The following is a 15228-nucleotide window of genomic DNA, read 5'->3' on the forward strand; positions in this document are numbered from 1 at the left end:
GGCGCTCAGGAATATGCCCGATCGTCTCAAGCGTCGAAATCCGCGCCGAAAGCGCGCGCCATGCCGCGTCACGACGCCGTCTGCGCGAAGTCCAGCACGGCCTTGAACCAGCCCGACGTCGTATCGATGACGAGCAGCGCGCCCGTCGACGGATCGACCTGACTGCTCGAAATCCACAGGATGCAGCCGTCCGCGCCCGCCGCGCGCAACGCGTCGAGACGGAAGGTCATCTGGTCGTAGGTGAGCAGATGTTCCGCGCCCGCGCTGTCGGTCCAGACCGGCGTGATGTACGGCAGCACTTTTTTCGACGTGCCGTTGAGCGTGTCGAACGCGCGCGACTGGGACACGGCGAAGCTCGCGGCCGAACTCCAGTTGGCGTCGCCGGTCGCGGTGCCGTCGTAGTTGTAGTTGTACAGCGACGGGCTGTAGTAATCGACCAGCGCGGCCACGCTCGCATATTGCGGATTGAGCGCGCTGTACGTCGCCTCGGTCGAACTGCTCCAGCCGAAGGTGTTCTGCGGGACTTCGCCGTAAAGCCCGACCACGGCGCCCGGATTGTCGGCCTTGAACAATTGCAACGCCTCGCTCAGATTCTCGACGATGGTCTGGCCGTTGCCCGTCGCCACGCTCGGGTAGAAGCGCTTCGTGTCCCACACTTCGAGGTCGAGCGAAACGGGCGTCTTGCCGGTGCTGTCGGCGGCCTCGGCGGCGGTCGCGATCTTGGTGCTGTCGACGTCGTATTCGTCCGTGCAACTGGACAGCGGACACGTCACGAGCTTGCTCGAATAGATCAGGTTGAGCGGCGCGATGCGCTCGCTCTCGAACCACGCATCGGTGATCGAGTGCGTGCCGCTCGCGTCCTGATACTGTTTGAGCTTCAGGAACTCGTAGATCGAAAAGGGCTTCGCGCAGGTCACGGCGATCGTGGCCGTGTGACCGTCGGTCGTGCTCACGCTGATCGTGGCCGCGCCCGCTGCCACGCAACTCACCGCGCCCGCCGACGAAACCGTGGCAATCGACGTGTCGCCGCTCGACCACGCGATCGTGCTGCTCGCGGGCAGCACGGTCGCCTGCGCCGCCGCCGATTTGCCGACCACCAGCGCGAGCGTGGTGGGCGTGACGCTCAGGCTCGTGGTGACGGCGGTGCTGGCAGTGGCGCTGGTCGTGGCGGTGTCGCCCGGCGTGCCGCCGCCGCACGCGTTGAGGGACACCATCGCGGCGCCGAGCAGCGCCGCCCTCACAACCCGGCTTGAAACCTGGCGTAAATCCCGGCGAAAAAACCGTAGCGGGATTCGGCTCGAAAACGTCATGTACAACCTTTTATGAAATGCAGGGGATCGCAGCGGCGCGCGCGTGCTGGCGGCGCCTTTCTCCTTGTCGGCCAAATGGGGCGCGACTTGAGGGTGCGAGTTGAGCGCGCAACGATGACGAAGCCGCCCAGGCACCGCACTCACCGCGCGAATTCGCTGTCGCGCACGGCCTCGATCAGATAGTCGACGAAAGACGCAATGCGCGCTGAAATCGCCGTATTGCGGTAGTAGACCGCGTTGATCGGCTGCAGCACCTCCAGCGTCTGCGCTGTAAAAAGCTGCACGAGCGCGCCTTCGCCACGGTCGCGCGCCGTCATGAAATCGGACAGACAGACGATGCCTTCGCCCGCCAGCGCGAGTTGCCGCAGCGTCTCGCCGCTGGACGAACGGATGCCCGGCGCGATGCGATACGGCGCGTTATCCGGCCCCGCGAGCGGCCAGACGTTGAGCGCCTCGGGCTCGGTGAAACCCAGCAGCGTGTGCTTCGCGAGGTCCGCGACGCGGCGCGGCTGGCCGTGCGTCTTCAGATACGCGGGACTCGCGAGCACGCGCACGCGGCTACGCCCGACCGGCTTGCTGTGCAGCGTGGAGTCCTTCAACTGGCCGATGCGGATCGCGACGTCCGTGCGCCGCTCCAGCAGATCGATGATCCCTTCGTTACTGTTCAGCTCCAGCTCGATCTGCGGATAGCGCGCACGATAGCCCTGCACGAGCGGCACGATCACATGCAGCATGAACGGTGTCGCCGCGTCCACGCGCAGGCGGCCCGAAGGCCGTTCGCGGCGCGCGGCCATCTGCTCCTCCGCGCCCTCCACCGACGCGATGATCGCCCGCGCGTCGCGCAGAAACGCGCTGCCCTCCTCGGTCAGTTCGAGACGCCGCGTCGTGCGCCGCAGCAACGTGGTCCTGAGCTTGTCTTCCAGACGCCCCAGCGTGCGGCTGGTGGCCGAAATCGTCAGCCCGAGCTGATGCGCGGCAGCCGTGATCGAACCCGTATCGACCACGCTCACGAAGGCTTGCAGTTCATCCAGTGTGACTTTCATTCTTGATTTGAAATCAAAACTCTTTCGTTTATAGACGACTTTTTCTGCAAAAGTAAAGCGGGCACACTGCGTCCTGTTCAAAAAACCGCTGGAGCCCCTTTCGCCATGACCCCGCCCCTCACTTCCGCGCCCGCACGCGAAGGCCACGCCTGGCTGTCACTGCTGGCGCTCGCCATCGGCGCATTCAGCATCGGCACCACCGAGTTCTCGCCGATGGGCCTGCTGCCCGTGATCGCCGAGGGCGTACACGTGTCGATTCCCCGCGCTGGCATGCTGATCACCACTTACGCGATCGGCGTGATGGTCGGCGCGCCGCTGATGACGCTCGCGCTCTCGCGCTGGTCGCGCCGCAGCGCGCTGATCCTGCTGATGAGCCTGTTTACGATCGGCAACCTGCTCTCGGCGTTCGCCTCGGACTACACGACACTGCTGCTCGCGCGCCTCGTCACGAGCCTCAATCACGGCGCGTTCTTCGGCCTCGGTTCGCTGGTCGCCGCGAGCGTGGTGCCGCGCCACAAGCAGGCGAGCGCCGTCGCCACCATGTTCATGGGCCTGACGATCGCCAATATCGGCGGCGTGCCCGCGGCCACCTGGCTCGGCCAGACCATCGGCTGGCGCATGGCGTTCGCGGCGACCGCGGGGCTCGGCGTACTGACGATGCTGATCCTGCGCGTCGCGCTGCCCCAGGGCGCAGCGGGCCAGGCACCCAACCTGCGCGGCGAATTGCAGGTGCTCACGCGCCCGGCCGTGCTCACGGCGATGGCGACCACCGTGCTGGGAGCGGGTGCGATGTTCACGCTCTACACCTATATCGCGCCGACGCTCGAACAGATCACGGGCGCCTCGCCGACCTTCGTCACGGCCATGCTCGTGCTCGTCGGCGTGGGTTTTTCGATCGGCAACGCGGCGGGCGGCAAGCTCGCGGACCGCTCGCTCAACGGCAGCCTCGTCGTGTTCCTGACGCTGCTGGTCGCGATCATGCTGGCGTTCCCGCTGCTCGCAAAAACGCATCTGGGCGCGGCGTTCGCCGTGGTCGTGTGGGGCCTCGCCACCTTCGCCGTGGTGCCGCCGCTGCAGATGCGCGTGATGCGCGCCGCCGCCGAAGCGCCGGGCCTCGCCTCCTCGGTCAACGTGGGCGCCTTCAATCTCGGCAACGCCGTGGGCGCGGCGGCCGGCGGCGCGGCGATCTCGGCGGGCTTCAGCTACGCCGCCGTGCCGGTGGTCGGTGCGCTGATCGCGGTCTCGGGCCTCGCGCTGGTGCTCGTGCAGATCGCCCAGAATCGCCAGCCCGCGCCAAGCGCCGCGCGCTGATTTCACGCTGCTTTTTCAATCGATTACTTCACGGAGTCCAACATGAGCAACATTCCCGCATTCGGTCTCGGCACGTTCCGCCTGCAAGGCCAGGTCGTCATCGACTCGGTGCGCAACGGTCTCGAACTCGGCTATCGCGCCATCGACACCGCGCAGATCTACGGCAACGAAGCCGAAGTCGGCGAAGCCATCGCGGCCTCGGGCGTCGCGCGCGACGACCTCTTTCTGACCACCAAGATCTGGGTCGACCACTATTCACGCGAGAAGCTGATCCCAAGCCTCAAGGACAGCCTCAACAAACTGCGCACCGACGCCGTGGATCTCACGCTGATCCACTGGCCCGCGCCGAACAACGGCGTCTCGCTCGACGAATTCATGAGCGCCCTCGCCGAAGCAAAGCAGCAAGGTCTGACGAAGCAGATCGGCGTGTCGAATTTCAATATCGAACTGACGAAGCAGGCCATTGCCGTGGTCGGCAAGGACAACATCGCGACGAATCAGATCGAATTGAGCCCATACCTGCAAAACCGCAAGCTCGTCGACTTCTTGCAGCAGGCAGGCATTCACGTGACCTCGTACATGACGCTCGCGTATGGCAAGGTGCTCGGCGACCCGGTGATCCGCGCCATCGCCGAACGCCGTCACGCGACGCCCGCCCAGGTCGCGCTCGCCTGGGCGCTGCGGCTCGGCTACTCGGTGATTCCTTCGTCGACGAAACGCGAAAATCTCGCGAGCAACCTGCTGGCGCAGACGCTCGAACTCAGCGACGACGACATGGCGCAGATCGCGGCGCTCGAACGCAATGGCCGCGAAGTGAGCCCCGAAGGTCTCGCCGCACAGTGGGACTGAGGCGCTGAATCGAGCGCTTTTCGAAGCTTCGCGGCGTGCGCGCCGCGAAGCTCGCAACACGTATTCTCAAAGGAAAAATGATGGCAAGCGTGAGCGTATCCGTCGATATCGACGCGCCCGTGGAATCGGTCTGGGCCTTGCTGGGCAACTTCGACGGCCTGCCCGGCTGGCTTGAATTCGTGCGCTCGTCGCGGCTTTCGGACGACGGGCGTCTGCGCCACCTCGAAGCGATCGACGGCGCGATCATCGTCGAAGCGCTACTCGAGCACAGCGACACGGAGCGCTTCTATCGCTATGCGATTGTCGAAGGCCCCGATCCGGTGACGGGCTATGAGGCCGAGGTGTCGGCGCGGCGTATCGACGCAAACCGTACGACCGTGACGTGGGCCAGCCGCTTCGAGCCGATCGATGCGCACCACGCGGATTCACTTGTTGGGCATTACTCAGTGCTCTACCGCGCGGGGTTGAACCGGCTGAAGTCGCTGAGCGAAAAATAACGCTGCAATAATCCCGCGCTGCGACTTTAGCCACAAAATCGCAGCGCAGCATCGCCGCCCGCCTGCGGACCCGCTATTTCCCTTAAAATGGTGGTTTATCCACCCCACCCCGCAAGGCGACGCGCTGATGGAACAAGAGCGATACAAGGGCTATGTCCTGTGGGGACATGCCATCGCGCAGCAGGAAGAACTGCTCGCACCCGAGCGCTATGCGGGAAGCGGCACCATCACGCTCGACCTCAAGCTGGTCGAAGCGTCCGGCATACTCGGCACCTTCGACACCGAGCAGGAAGCGCAGGACGCCGGGCTCTCCTGGGCGCGCGCGTGGGTGGATTCGCACGGATAAGCGCACGGATAAGACCAGGCATCAAAACAAGCGGCGCGCTCAGGCCGCCGCTTTTCCACGCGCCCGCTCGCGTGCACGCCGTGCATCCTCATGCCGATAGTAGCGGCCCAGCACATAGCCCGCCGTCGATCCATGCAGCAACACGGAGATGACGATGGCGTCGAGCGCCGCGGGCAGCACGGGGCGCAGCACATCGCCCGCTTCGGCCAGTCCCCAGACCGCGTAATAGAACGCGCCCACGCCGCGAATCCCCATCCAGGCCATCAGGCAGCGCTGCCGCGAGTCGGCACGCGCGCCGATCATCGACACCAGCACGGCAAGCGGACGCACCACGAACACCAGCACGAGCGCGAACGAGACCGCGCGCCAATCGAGCATCTCGCGCCAGTGCGCCGACACCACACAGCCAATAATCAGCAGTACGGATAATTCGGCGAAGCGCTCGATTTCGAGCGTGAAACCCGTCATGCTCTCCGCGAGCAACACGTGCGCACGCTGCGGATCTTTCGCGGCCTCCACGCGCTCGCCAAGCTGAATGGTCTCCAGCGTCTCGGCGGGCCGTCGCTCGCCGGTCGCGCGCAATTCCTCGTGGCGCAGCGCCACGCCCGCCGCGAACACCGCCACGAACGCATACGCGTGCAGCAGCAACGCGGTGCCATACGCGACCGACATGAGCCCGATGGCGATGAAGCCATCGAGACCCACCGCTTCGCCATAACGCGTACGCAGATGAAAAACGAGGCGCACGCACAGCGTGGCCAGCACCGCGCCGACCAGCAGCGCCCCCGCAACGCCCCAGACGAGCGAGAGCGCGAAGGTCGCCGCGTTCGCCATGCCCGTGACGTGCACGCCGCACAACGCGAGGCCGAGCAAGGCGAACGGCAAGGCCGCGCCGTCGTTGAGTCCGCCTTCGCCGGACAGCGCGAAGCGCACGGGTTCCGCGTCGCCCGCTTCCTGCACGCGCAATTCGTTGGCAAGCACCGGATCGGTCGGCGCCAAAGCGGCGGCGAGAAATAGCGCAACGCCAGGCGCGGCGCCCATCGCAAGGCCGAAGCCGAACATCAACGCGACGCTGATCGCCATCGCGACCACGCCGAGCCGCAGCGGCAAGATCCAGAGCGGATCGAGCAGACGCACGCGCAAATGCATGCCCACCGAAAACAGCGAGATCACGAGCCCGGCTTCGGCCAGCACCGCAAGCGTGGACGCGTTGTCGGCAAGATCGGCGTGAACGAGACCCAGCACGCCTGGTCCGACCACGACGCCCACCGCGAGATAAATCATCGCACCCGTGAGCGGCAGGCGCGCGATCGGCCCGCGCGCGAGCGCCACGAACATCAGCAGCACGCCGACCAGTAAAAACCACAATGCTTCGTCCGACATCGCTCGTGCGTTTTCCTTTTCCTTGTGTCGATGAGAACTGCCTGCGCGTCATCCGTCGAGGCTAAATGTCTTCCGGACCTTCGATGCGATTGGGCAATACATCATCATCAGGACGCAGGGTTTCGTCGCCGTCGGCGGACGCGCGTTCGCCCGTGCCGCTTCGGTCGGTGTCGCTGCGTTCTTCATCCGCGCCTAATTCGAGCGCGTGATTGTCGAGCTCCGTATCGCGGTCGAATTCGTGGCGCTTCGCGCCGATCGTATCGCTGCCGCTATCCGAGGAGTCGCCGGGTCCGAGCGATTCGATATCGTGTCCGGGCGCGACGGGCGGCGTCTCTTCGCCTGCGTTGTCGTTGTCGGGGTCGAGTGTGCTGGTCATGATGTCCTCCGTCACGGTTGTCGTGCATGGCACACACTCACCTATGCAAACGCCGAACCCGGCTCGAACCATAATGAGCGCCGCTATGTTTGCCGGTATGTTTTTACCGACAAAGTCGAAATTACCTTCATCGATAAAAACTGACATATGCCGCGCGAACGCCTACGATTCGTAGAGCTGAAAGACACGCAGTGCGCGAATTTTTTTCTCGCGCATAATGAAGTACACCGAGGACGTAACAGCGTTTCGCGTGGCAAGTCATGCAAGGACCGGCAGGACTGCACCTTGCTGCGCCAGACAGGCCCGGCCAATCCGCAGAGGATTGGCGCCGGGCATTTTCACTACGCCAAACTTCACGGAGGATCGAGATGAGAATCGAGTTTACGAATCGACGTCATAGCGTGGCGGCTGCGCGCATTGCGTTCGAAGCGCATGTCGACGACAGGCCGGTCTGGTGCAGCGTGTCGATGGACGCGCTCAATACACGCTTCGGCAATGAAGGCACGTCGTCGAGTTCGCTATTGAGTGCGTTCGACGCCAATCGGCCCACCATTGAGCGCGCGGCACGTCATGCGCTCTCGAAGAATGGCGGTCAGTCGCTCGAGCTCGAACCCGGCGATTTCTCCTGAATCGACGCGCCGCGCGCCGGGATGCGCGCGGCGCGCTCGCTCCCTTCCCCACATTCGCGTGATTCGGGTCATTCAATAAAAGTCGCGAGAAAACAGCGGACACCGTCCCGCCGCGAGACGCTGCGGAATGACGCGTTGCGCCACCGCTTCGATGCGGCTGCGATGACGGTCGAACGCGGCGATCATGCTGTCGCGACGCGAACGGCTCGCACCGAAATGCTCTTCTATGGCTTCGAGCGACAACTCGCAGATCACCTCGACGCCATCGACGAATGCCGCGAACGCAATAGTCCGGTTCGTCGTCCAGAATGCGGGTCCGGATGGAAAATTTATTAGCAACGTAGTTCTCCGACGAAAGCGCACCGTATGCGCGCTGGGCAAAAGCGCATTTTTCGCGCCCGCGCTGCCCGATCGAATCAGGTGCCAATCATCTCCGGAATGCGCGCCTTCAAGGCGTCGATGGCCACGCGCGTCTTCGCGCGCAGGTTCCGCACCTGCGGCCACACCGCATAGATTTCCTGCGAACGCACGCGATAGCTGTCGAGGACCGGCACGAGCGCGCCGCTCGCCAGATGACGCGCGACCAGCCAGCAAGGCAGCCACGCCAACCCATGACCGTCGATGGCGGCGCTCGCGATCGCCTGCACATCGTCCATGCTGATCTGCGTGCGGATACGCACGGGCTGCGTCTGCGCGTTCGGGCCGCGCGCGTCCCACGGTGCGATCACGCCCGCGCGCGAATAGGCGATGCCGGTGTGATCCGCGAGATCGGCGAGACTGGCGGGCGTGCCGTGTTGCGCCAGATACGCGGGCGCCGCGGCGATCACGATGTGCTGCGTGCCCAGATGGCGCGCCGCCAGCGTGGTGCTGTCGCGCAACTCGCCGATGCGCACGGCAAGATCCACCCCCTCTTCGATCAGATCGGTATAGCGGTCCGTGAAAGACAGATCGATCTGCAATTGCGGATACTGCCGCGCGAGATCGAGCAGCACCGGCGCGACGCACCAATGCCCGAACGCCTCGGGCACGCTCACGCGCAGCCGCCCGCCCGGCTCCACGCGGCTGATGTCGAATGAGGCTTCGGCGTCGTCGAGTTCCGCGAGCGCGCGCACGCAGCGCTCGTAATAGCACTGCCCTTCGGTCGTCAGCGTCTGGCTACGCGTGCTGCGATGAAGCAGGCGCACGCCCAGCCGCGTTTCCAGCCGCGTAATGGCCTTGCCGACCGCCGAGCGCGTGAGATTCAGCCGCTCGGCCGCCAGCGCGAAGCTGCCCGCCTCCACGACCTGCACGAAGGTCGCAACACCATCCAGTTTGTCGTTCATTGGTTCCTCACAGGAATCATGACAGGGACACAAACGCGTCAATACGGGAATTCCATTCCCATAAACTGAGTGTAGCCGATTCGACGACATGCGAATCTCCCCCGCTCACCTGGAGTCCCCACATGCAGCTATCCGAACTCGGGCAAGACCTCGCCCGCGAAACCCATGACCCGCTGCGCCCCACGCAGATGCGCCGGAACGCCCTCGCGCTGATCGCCGTCTGCCTCGCGGCCATGATGTTTTCGCTCGAAATTTCGAGCGTGCCGATGATTCTGCCGACGCTCGAAGTCGTGCTGCACGGCGACTTCAAGCAGATGCAATGGATCATGAACGCCTACACGCTCGCGTGCACGACCGTGCTGATGGCGACCGGCACGCTCGCCGACCGCTTCGGCCGCAAGCGCGTGTTCGTCGTCACCATCGTGCTGTTCGGCGCGGCGTCCTGGCTGTGCGGACTGGCGTCGAGCACGACGGCGCTGATCGCGAGCCGCTTCGTGCAAGGCGCGAGCGGCGGCGCGATGCTCATCTGCCTCGTGGCCGTGCTCTCGCATCAGTTTCCGCAAGGCGCGGCGCGCGCACGGGCATTCAGCGCGTGGGGATCGTGCTCGGCATCGGCCTCGGATTCGGCCCGCTGGTGGGCGGCGCGATCGTGGCGCTGTCGAGCTGGAAATGGGTGTTCTGGGTGCATGTGGCGATCGCCGTGGCGACGCTCGGCCTCGCGCTCGCCGGCGTGCGCGAATCGCGCGACCCGCAGGCGCGCAAGCTCGACATCGCGGGCATGGTCACGCTGTCGGCGGCGGTGTTCGGCTTCGTCTGGACCATCACGCAAGGCGCGGATATCGGCTTTTTCAGCGTGCCGGCGCTGAGCGTGCTGGCCGCGAGCGCCGCCAGTTTCGCGGCGTTCGTCGCGATCGAATTGCGCGCCGCGCATCCGATGTTCGACTTCTCGGTTTTCAGAATCCGCAGCTTTTCGGGCGCGCTGCTCGGCTCGGTCGGCATGAACTTCAGCTTCTGGCCATTCATCATTTATTTGCCGATCTATTTCCAGAGCGTATTGCACGAAAGCCCGCTCGCTTCCGGACTGTCGCTGCTCGCCTACACGCTGCCGACGCTCGTGTTCCCGCCCATCGGCGAGCGCCTCGCGCTGCGCTTGCAGCCCGCGCGCGCGATTCCGGCGGGCCTCTTCACGATCGGCTTGGGCTTCCTGCTGATGCGCGCGGGCAGCGCCTTCGGCCACGGCCACGCGCTGGCCGTGCTGCCCGGCTGCCTCGTGGCGGGCGCGGGGCTAGGCATCACCAACACGCCGGTCACGAACACGACGACCGGTTCGGTCTCGGCGGACCGCGCGGGCATGGCCTCGGGCATCGACATGAGCGCGCGCATGGTGACGCTCGCCATCAACATCGCGCTGATGGGATCGCTGCTTGTCGCGAGCGTCGCGCGCCATCTGCAGGACGCGCTCGGCGGCGCGGCGCAGACGGTGTCGTGGCAGGCGCTGGCCGCGCGCGTGGCGGCGGGCAATCTCACGCCGGGCGATGGTTTGATCGACCCCGCGCATTTTGAACCGCACTTTGAAACGACAGCCCGCGCCGCGCTCGAAGCCGGTTTCAACACGCTGATGCTGTACGGCGGCCTCGCGGTCTGCACGCTTGCGGTGCTCAGCTATCTGATTTTCTCGCGCAGCCCAACGCGTTGAAGATGGCGTCTTCCTGCAAACGCGCCGCCGATCTATGTCATATTGGCGGTCTTGCGCGCGGCGACCGTCAGGCGAGCCGCGCGCCGCCGCACTTCCCGACACGACCCACTACCTCATGGAGCGATGAAACCGTCCCGGGCGATCGCGCGTAGCGTTCCTTTCCACGCGGCCGCCTGCGCGGCGCTCACGTTCCTCGCGAGCGGCATCGCGCACGCCCAGCACGCGCCCGACCTGCCGCTGCACTGCGCCGATCTCGCGGGCGCGCTGCTGCCGCCCGCCGCCATCGGCCTGCCGACCAACGGCGCGCTCGTGCAAACCGCCACGATGATTCCCGCCACGGCCAACGGCAACCTCAACGGGGACTTCTGCCGCCTGACCGGCGTGATCCGCGCACAGACGGCGGGCACGCCGGACATCCGCTTCGAAGTGAATCTGCCGAGCCGCTGGAATGGCCGCGCGCTGCAATTTGGCGGCGGCGGTTATAGCGGCGTAGTCGTCACCGGCACCGGACCGATGCCGTTCTCGCCGGACCGCGCGCCGCTCGCGCGCGGCTACGCCACGTTCGGCGACGACTCCGGCCACAACGGCGACGCCTCGGTCGCGACCTTCGGCCTGCTCGACGAAGCCGTGGTCAACTTCGGCTATGCACATCTGAAGAAAACCCACGACGTGGCGCTCGCGCTGATCGAACGCGGCTACGGACGCGCGCCGGAGCACATGTATTTCGCCGGCGGATCGACCGGCGGACGCGAAGGCTACACGGTCATCCAGCGCTATCCCGACGATTACGACGGCGTGATCGCCAATTCGCCTGCACTGAATTTTTCGGGCGTGAGATTGATCGGCGTGGAACTCGGGCGGCTCGAATATCGCGTGCCCGGCGGCTTCGTGCCGCCCGCTTTGCTCGAACGCGTCTACGAGCGCACGATGCAGGCGTGCGACACGCTCGACGGCGCCAGCGACGGCATTATCAGCAACGTCGAAGCCTGCCGCGCGCTGGAGCCGAAAATCATCGACTCGCTGCGCTGTCCCGCCGATGCTCTTGCATCGGCCGCGCCGTCCGTTTCTGCCGACGATTGCCTCACGCCGCCGCAACTCGCGACGCTGCTAAAACTGCGCGACGGCCTGCATCTGCCGTACGCGCTCGCCTGGAATGTCGACCGTTATCGCGGCTACAACGTGTTTCAGGGCACGCGCTTCACGAGCCTGCTCGGACTTGCGCATTCGCCCGAGCGCTCGCCGCAACTCACGTTTCGCGCGAACGGCTATCTCTACGCGCAAGGCGACGCCTACCTCAAATACTTCGTGACGCACGACCCGACCTTCGATTCGTCGAACTTCGACGTGATGCATCCGGGCCGTTATCAGCAGCGGCTCGCCACGCTTTCGGCGACCATCGGCGCGATGAATCCGGACATCGCGCATTACATCGCGCGCGGCGGCAAACTCATCACGCTGCACGGACTCGCAGACGAAGTCATCAGCCCGAATCAGACCATCGCCTCGTATGAAGGTCTCGTCGCGCGTTACGGCCAGGTGCGCGTGGACAGTTTCATGCGGCTTTACATGGTGCCGGGTTATCAGCACGGCAACGGCGTGTTCATTCCGTCCGTCGATCTGATCGGCGCGCTCGACGACTGGGTTTCGCGAGGCAACGCGCCGGATACGCTCGTGACCACCGATATCGCGCAAGACACGAACGGACGCACGCGGCCTTTGTGCCGCTATCCCGCGTATCCGCGTTATCTCGGCAAGGGCAATCTGAATCTCGCGAGCAATTACGCGTGCGCAACGCCTTCTTCACCCTGAATTACGCACGCGCGTCGTGCCCGCGTTAAACCCAGTCCGAACTGCAATGCTTACTGACGCTGCTGCTTTTGCAGATACGTCCGTACATCGCTCATCGACACGCGGCCCGTATGCGCCGTGTCGATCTGATCGAAATGCTGCGCGATATAACCGAGTCCGCTGTCTTGCGCCTGGGTTTTCGTAATCGACGCGCCGTTACTGAGCGAGGCATTCGCGCCGAGCCGCGCTTCGATACGCGATTGCGCCGCGTCCTGCAATTGCGTACCCGTGCTGGGTGTAACGGGCGCGGGACGGTTCGACGGGAAAAACGGCCCATCGACGCCATGTGCGCCTTGCGGAAGCTGCACGGGCGCCACGGATTGCGTGGCCGCCTGAGCGTTGACGGCGGCCGCGCACACGACGAGCGGCACGATGCAGCAGAGCTTGTCGAATAAAGACATGATCACTCGCTTTCAATAGATGAAGAACCGGTCCTCGCGCGCGTGCGCCGACGACCGGTGCTGAGCGTTACTGCAACGTAGCGGTTTGCGCCGTTTCGGTAGCCGTCGTTGTGGCCGTGGTAGTCGGGGTACTGCCTGAACTTTCATCCGACCACGGCGCGGGCAACGTCCAGAGCGAGAGCGCCAAAGGAATCGGCTGCCCCGCGTAGTAATTGACCAGATCGGCTTTCATTTTCGGCCGCGCAACGTCGTCGAGATAAATCATGTGGCCGCCGGGGAAAAAATTCACCTGCAAATTCGGGCTCAAACCCGCCACCGTCTGCAATCGCGCGAGCTGCTTTTCCGTATTGAAGAACGGCGTCGCGAGATCGTGATAGCCGTTCTCCGAGAGCACCTTCAAGTTCGGATTCAGTTTGATCGCGCCGACCAGATCGGGCAAGGTGTCCGGCAAGGTCTCGCCGTCGTGCGAAAAATCCCAGACCTGAATGATCGCGTCGTTCAGCGGCATATAGGTCGCGTTCGGCGCGGTGTAGCCGAGATAATCGGGCATCTGCGTCGCGAGCGCGGTGGTGAACGGCTGCGAAATCAGAATATCCGACGGGTCGCTATCGGCCTGCAGACGCGGATCGGAATTCGGCAGCGAAACACGTCCGTCGTAACGGCCGATCGTGGTGCCGGGAATCATCGCGTTGTTAAAGGGGTTCGTATTGAAGTAACCCTGCAAGCCCTGCAACGTCAGACTCGACGGCCACTGCCACGACTCCAGTGTGCGCGTGGGCGGCAAGACCGGTGTGCCCAGTGCATCGGGAATGCCCAACTGACTCAACACCCAGGTTTGCGCGTACTTCTTGAAATGGTTGTACTGGCCGGTTGCGAAAATTTCCGATTGCTGCGCGAACAGTCCCTGATCGATCAGACGTGGTGAAGCCAGATTGAAATACGCCGCCACTTCCGCGTAGCCGGGGTAATAGCCCGCGAGCGTATCGGTGTCGAGCGCCAAACCCGCGGTGGAATTCTCGATCGCCGTGGCTTCGATGGCATCGGCGTAATAGTTGAGAATTGCCGATTGCAGCACGATGCCCGTCAATTTCACGCCCGACGCCTCCAGCGCAAGCGCGAGCATGTCCGTCCGCGGCGTACCGTACGATTCGCCATAAAGATAAATGGGCGACGCGCTGCGATTGTTCACCGCCAGATAGCGCTGAATGAAATCGCGCATGACGTTCACGTCCGGATCGCAGCCCCAGAACTTCTGGTTCGTATTCGGCAGAATCGCTTCCGACAAACCCGTTCCCGGCGGATCGATAAAGACCATGTCCGTGGTGTCGATCAGGCTTTCCGTATTATCGACGAGCGGATAATTCGGCCAGTTCGTCATGAGCGGATCGGGCGTGGCCACGCGCGTGGGCGCGAACGAACCGAGCCGCAGCCAGATCGACGACGAACCCGGGCCGCCGTTATACACGAAGGTCACGGGGCGCGGCGAACCGTTGGTGCTCGGCGCGGTGTACGCCACGTAAGACATGCTCGCTTCAGCATTGCCTTTTGCATCTCGCGCCGTTAAGTGGCCGGTTGTCGTGGTGTAGTTGATCGTGGTGCTGCCCGAGGTCCACTGGTAATGCATGACCGCGGACCGTTCCGCGACTTGCGTCGGCGCGAGGCCGTCGCCCGCGTTGAGCGAATACGCAACGGGATCGGAATAAGGCCGGTTGGCCGCGGAAGATTGGCTTGCATCCTGCGCATTCGCCGACACCTGTTTAAAGGCCGTTGCGGATGCACCCGAACCACTATCGCCGCCGCATCCCGCGAGCATCAGCGCGGCGATACATAACGCGCTCGCACTGCGCATGGCAAAAATACGGGAGTGAAGCAAGCCGGAGCTGCCGTCTGATTTCATTATTGCCCCTTCGAATATCAATGCGCTACGCGAAAGCCGCTTGCGCCCGGCAGGCGTGTGAGAGGCGCCTCATATTCGCATGGAAGCGAGCGGTGCGCGGCGGCTGACATTCGTCTTTCCATCCCTGACGCTATTCATTCAATTAATTGAATTGAATATCATCAGGAATACTATGCATCTGCAATGCATAGCACGGGCAAGGTCATTGCCTGTGGAAATCTTCCCCGGATGAAATATTTTGTAATGAGGATGGCAAGGGAAAAATAGAAGGCACCAGGGGGCTTTGTCAAGGCGTAGATTCGCGCCATGCGCCGTGAATG

Annotated in this window: 14 protein-coding genes and 1 pseudogene; 7 read left to right on the forward strand and 8 right to left on the reverse strand. The window is 64.2% G+C overall.

The annotated features are described in order from the left end of the window. Positions 1-68: 68 nt before the first annotated feature. Both G5S35_RS24500 and G5S35_RS24505 read right to left on the reverse strand, forming a co-directional pair. Entirely contained in the window at positions 69-1214 is a 1146-nt protein-coding gene (locus G5S35_RS24500) for an Ig-like domain-containing protein (protein WP_183039812.1), read from the reverse strand. 236 nt (positions 1215-1450) lie between these two features. Next, the gene (locus tag G5S35_RS24505; protein ID WP_065059704.1) at positions 1451-2353 is read right to left on the reverse strand and encodes a LysR family transcriptional regulator; all 903 of its coding nucleotides are present in this window, start codon (positions 2351-2353) and stop codon (positions 1451-1453) included. Positions 2354-2458: 105 nt separating this feature from the next. Between G5S35_RS24505 and G5S35_RS24510 the strand changes: the two genes are divergently transcribed. From G5S35_RS24510 to G5S35_RS24525, 4 genes are all read left to right on the forward strand, one after another. Next, entirely contained in the window at positions 2459-3664 is a 1206-nt protein-coding gene (locus G5S35_RS24510; RefSeq protein ID WP_110327689.1) for an MFS transporter, read from the forward strand. Between the two features lie 42 nt (positions 3665-3706). Next, positions 3707-4513 (forward strand): 2,5-didehydrogluconate reductase DkgB, encoded by an 807-nt coding sequence (dkgB, locus tag G5S35_RS24515; protein WP_183039813.1) that lies wholly within the window; start codon positions 3707-3709, stop codon positions 4511-4513. Positions 4514-4593: 80 nt separating this feature from the next. Further along, positions 4594-5010, forward strand: a complete 417-nt coding sequence (locus tag G5S35_RS24520; RefSeq protein WP_074985289.1) for an SRPBCC family protein — start codon at positions 4594-4596, stop codon at positions 5008-5010. A 127-nt stretch (positions 5011-5137) separates the two neighbouring features. Beyond that, entirely contained in the window at positions 5138-5356 is a 219-nt protein-coding gene (locus G5S35_RS24525; RefSeq protein ID WP_065059707.1) for a hypothetical protein, read from the forward strand. A 39-nt stretch (positions 5357-5395) separates the two neighbouring features. On the opposite strand, the gene G5S35_RS24530 is transcribed toward G5S35_RS24525, so the two are convergent. Next, positions 5396-6739, reverse strand: coding sequence for a cation:proton antiporter domain-containing protein (locus G5S35_RS24530; protein ID WP_074985291.1), 1344 nt, complete (start codon positions 6737-6739; stop codon positions 5396-5398). A gap of 61 nt (positions 6740-6800) precedes the next feature. Then, entirely contained in the window at positions 6801-7262 is a 462-nt protein-coding gene (locus G5S35_RS24535; protein WP_237181653.1) for a hypothetical protein, read from the reverse strand. A 221-nt stretch (positions 7263-7483) separates the two neighbouring features. Here G5S35_RS24535 and G5S35_RS24540 point away from each other — a divergent pair, with 221 nt between their 5' ends. Then, entirely contained in the window at positions 7484-7744 is a 261-nt protein-coding gene (locus G5S35_RS24540) for a DUF1488 family protein (protein ID WP_065059709.1), read from the forward strand. Between the two features lie 72 nt (positions 7745-7816). Here the strand turns inward: G5S35_RS24540 and G5S35_RS24545 are convergent, their stop codons facing one another. Beyond that, a complete protein-coding gene (locus G5S35_RS24545; RefSeq protein ID WP_065059710.1) occupies positions 7817-8083 on the reverse strand; it encodes a DUF1488 family protein in 267 nt (88 codons plus the stop codon). 77 nt (positions 8084-8160) lie between these two features. Further along, entirely contained in the window at positions 8161-9066 is a 906-nt protein-coding gene (locus G5S35_RS24550; RefSeq protein WP_183039814.1) for a LysR family transcriptional regulator, read from the reverse strand. Between the two features lie 266 nt (positions 9067-9332). On the opposite strand from G5S35_RS24550, the pseudogene G5S35_RS24555 reads away from it, so the two are divergent. Next, positions 9333-10762, forward strand: a pseudogene (locus G5S35_RS24555) (MFS transporter). 123 nt (positions 10763-10885) lie between these two features. After that, positions 10886-12571: a tannase/feruloyl esterase family alpha/beta hydrolase gene (locus tag G5S35_RS24560; RefSeq protein ID WP_183039815.1), complete on the forward strand. Its 1686-nt coding sequence runs from the start codon at positions 10886-10888 to the stop codon at positions 12569-12571. A 50-nt stretch (positions 12572-12621) separates the two neighbouring features. On the opposite strand, the gene G5S35_RS24565 is transcribed toward G5S35_RS24560, so the two are convergent. Together G5S35_RS24565 and G5S35_RS24570 are read right to left on the reverse strand one after the other, a co-directional pair. Beyond that, complete coding sequence (locus tag G5S35_RS24565; RefSeq protein WP_176081075.1) at positions 12622-13011, reverse strand: 2-oxoglutarate dehydrogenase; 390 nt, start codon at positions 13009-13011, stop codon at positions 12622-12624. A gap of 67 nt (positions 13012-13078) precedes the next feature. Next, positions 13079-14908 (reverse strand): S10 family serine carboxypeptidase-like protein, encoded by a 1830-nt coding sequence (locus tag G5S35_RS24570; protein ID WP_183039816.1) that lies wholly within the window; start codon positions 14906-14908, stop codon positions 13079-13081. Between the last annotated feature and the right edge of the window lie 320 nt (positions 14909-15228).

This window comes from Paraburkholderia tropica (assembly GCF_014171495.1).
Classification (GTDB): Bacteria; Pseudomonadota; Gammaproteobacteria; order Burkholderiales; family Burkholderiaceae; genus Paraburkholderia; species Paraburkholderia tropica.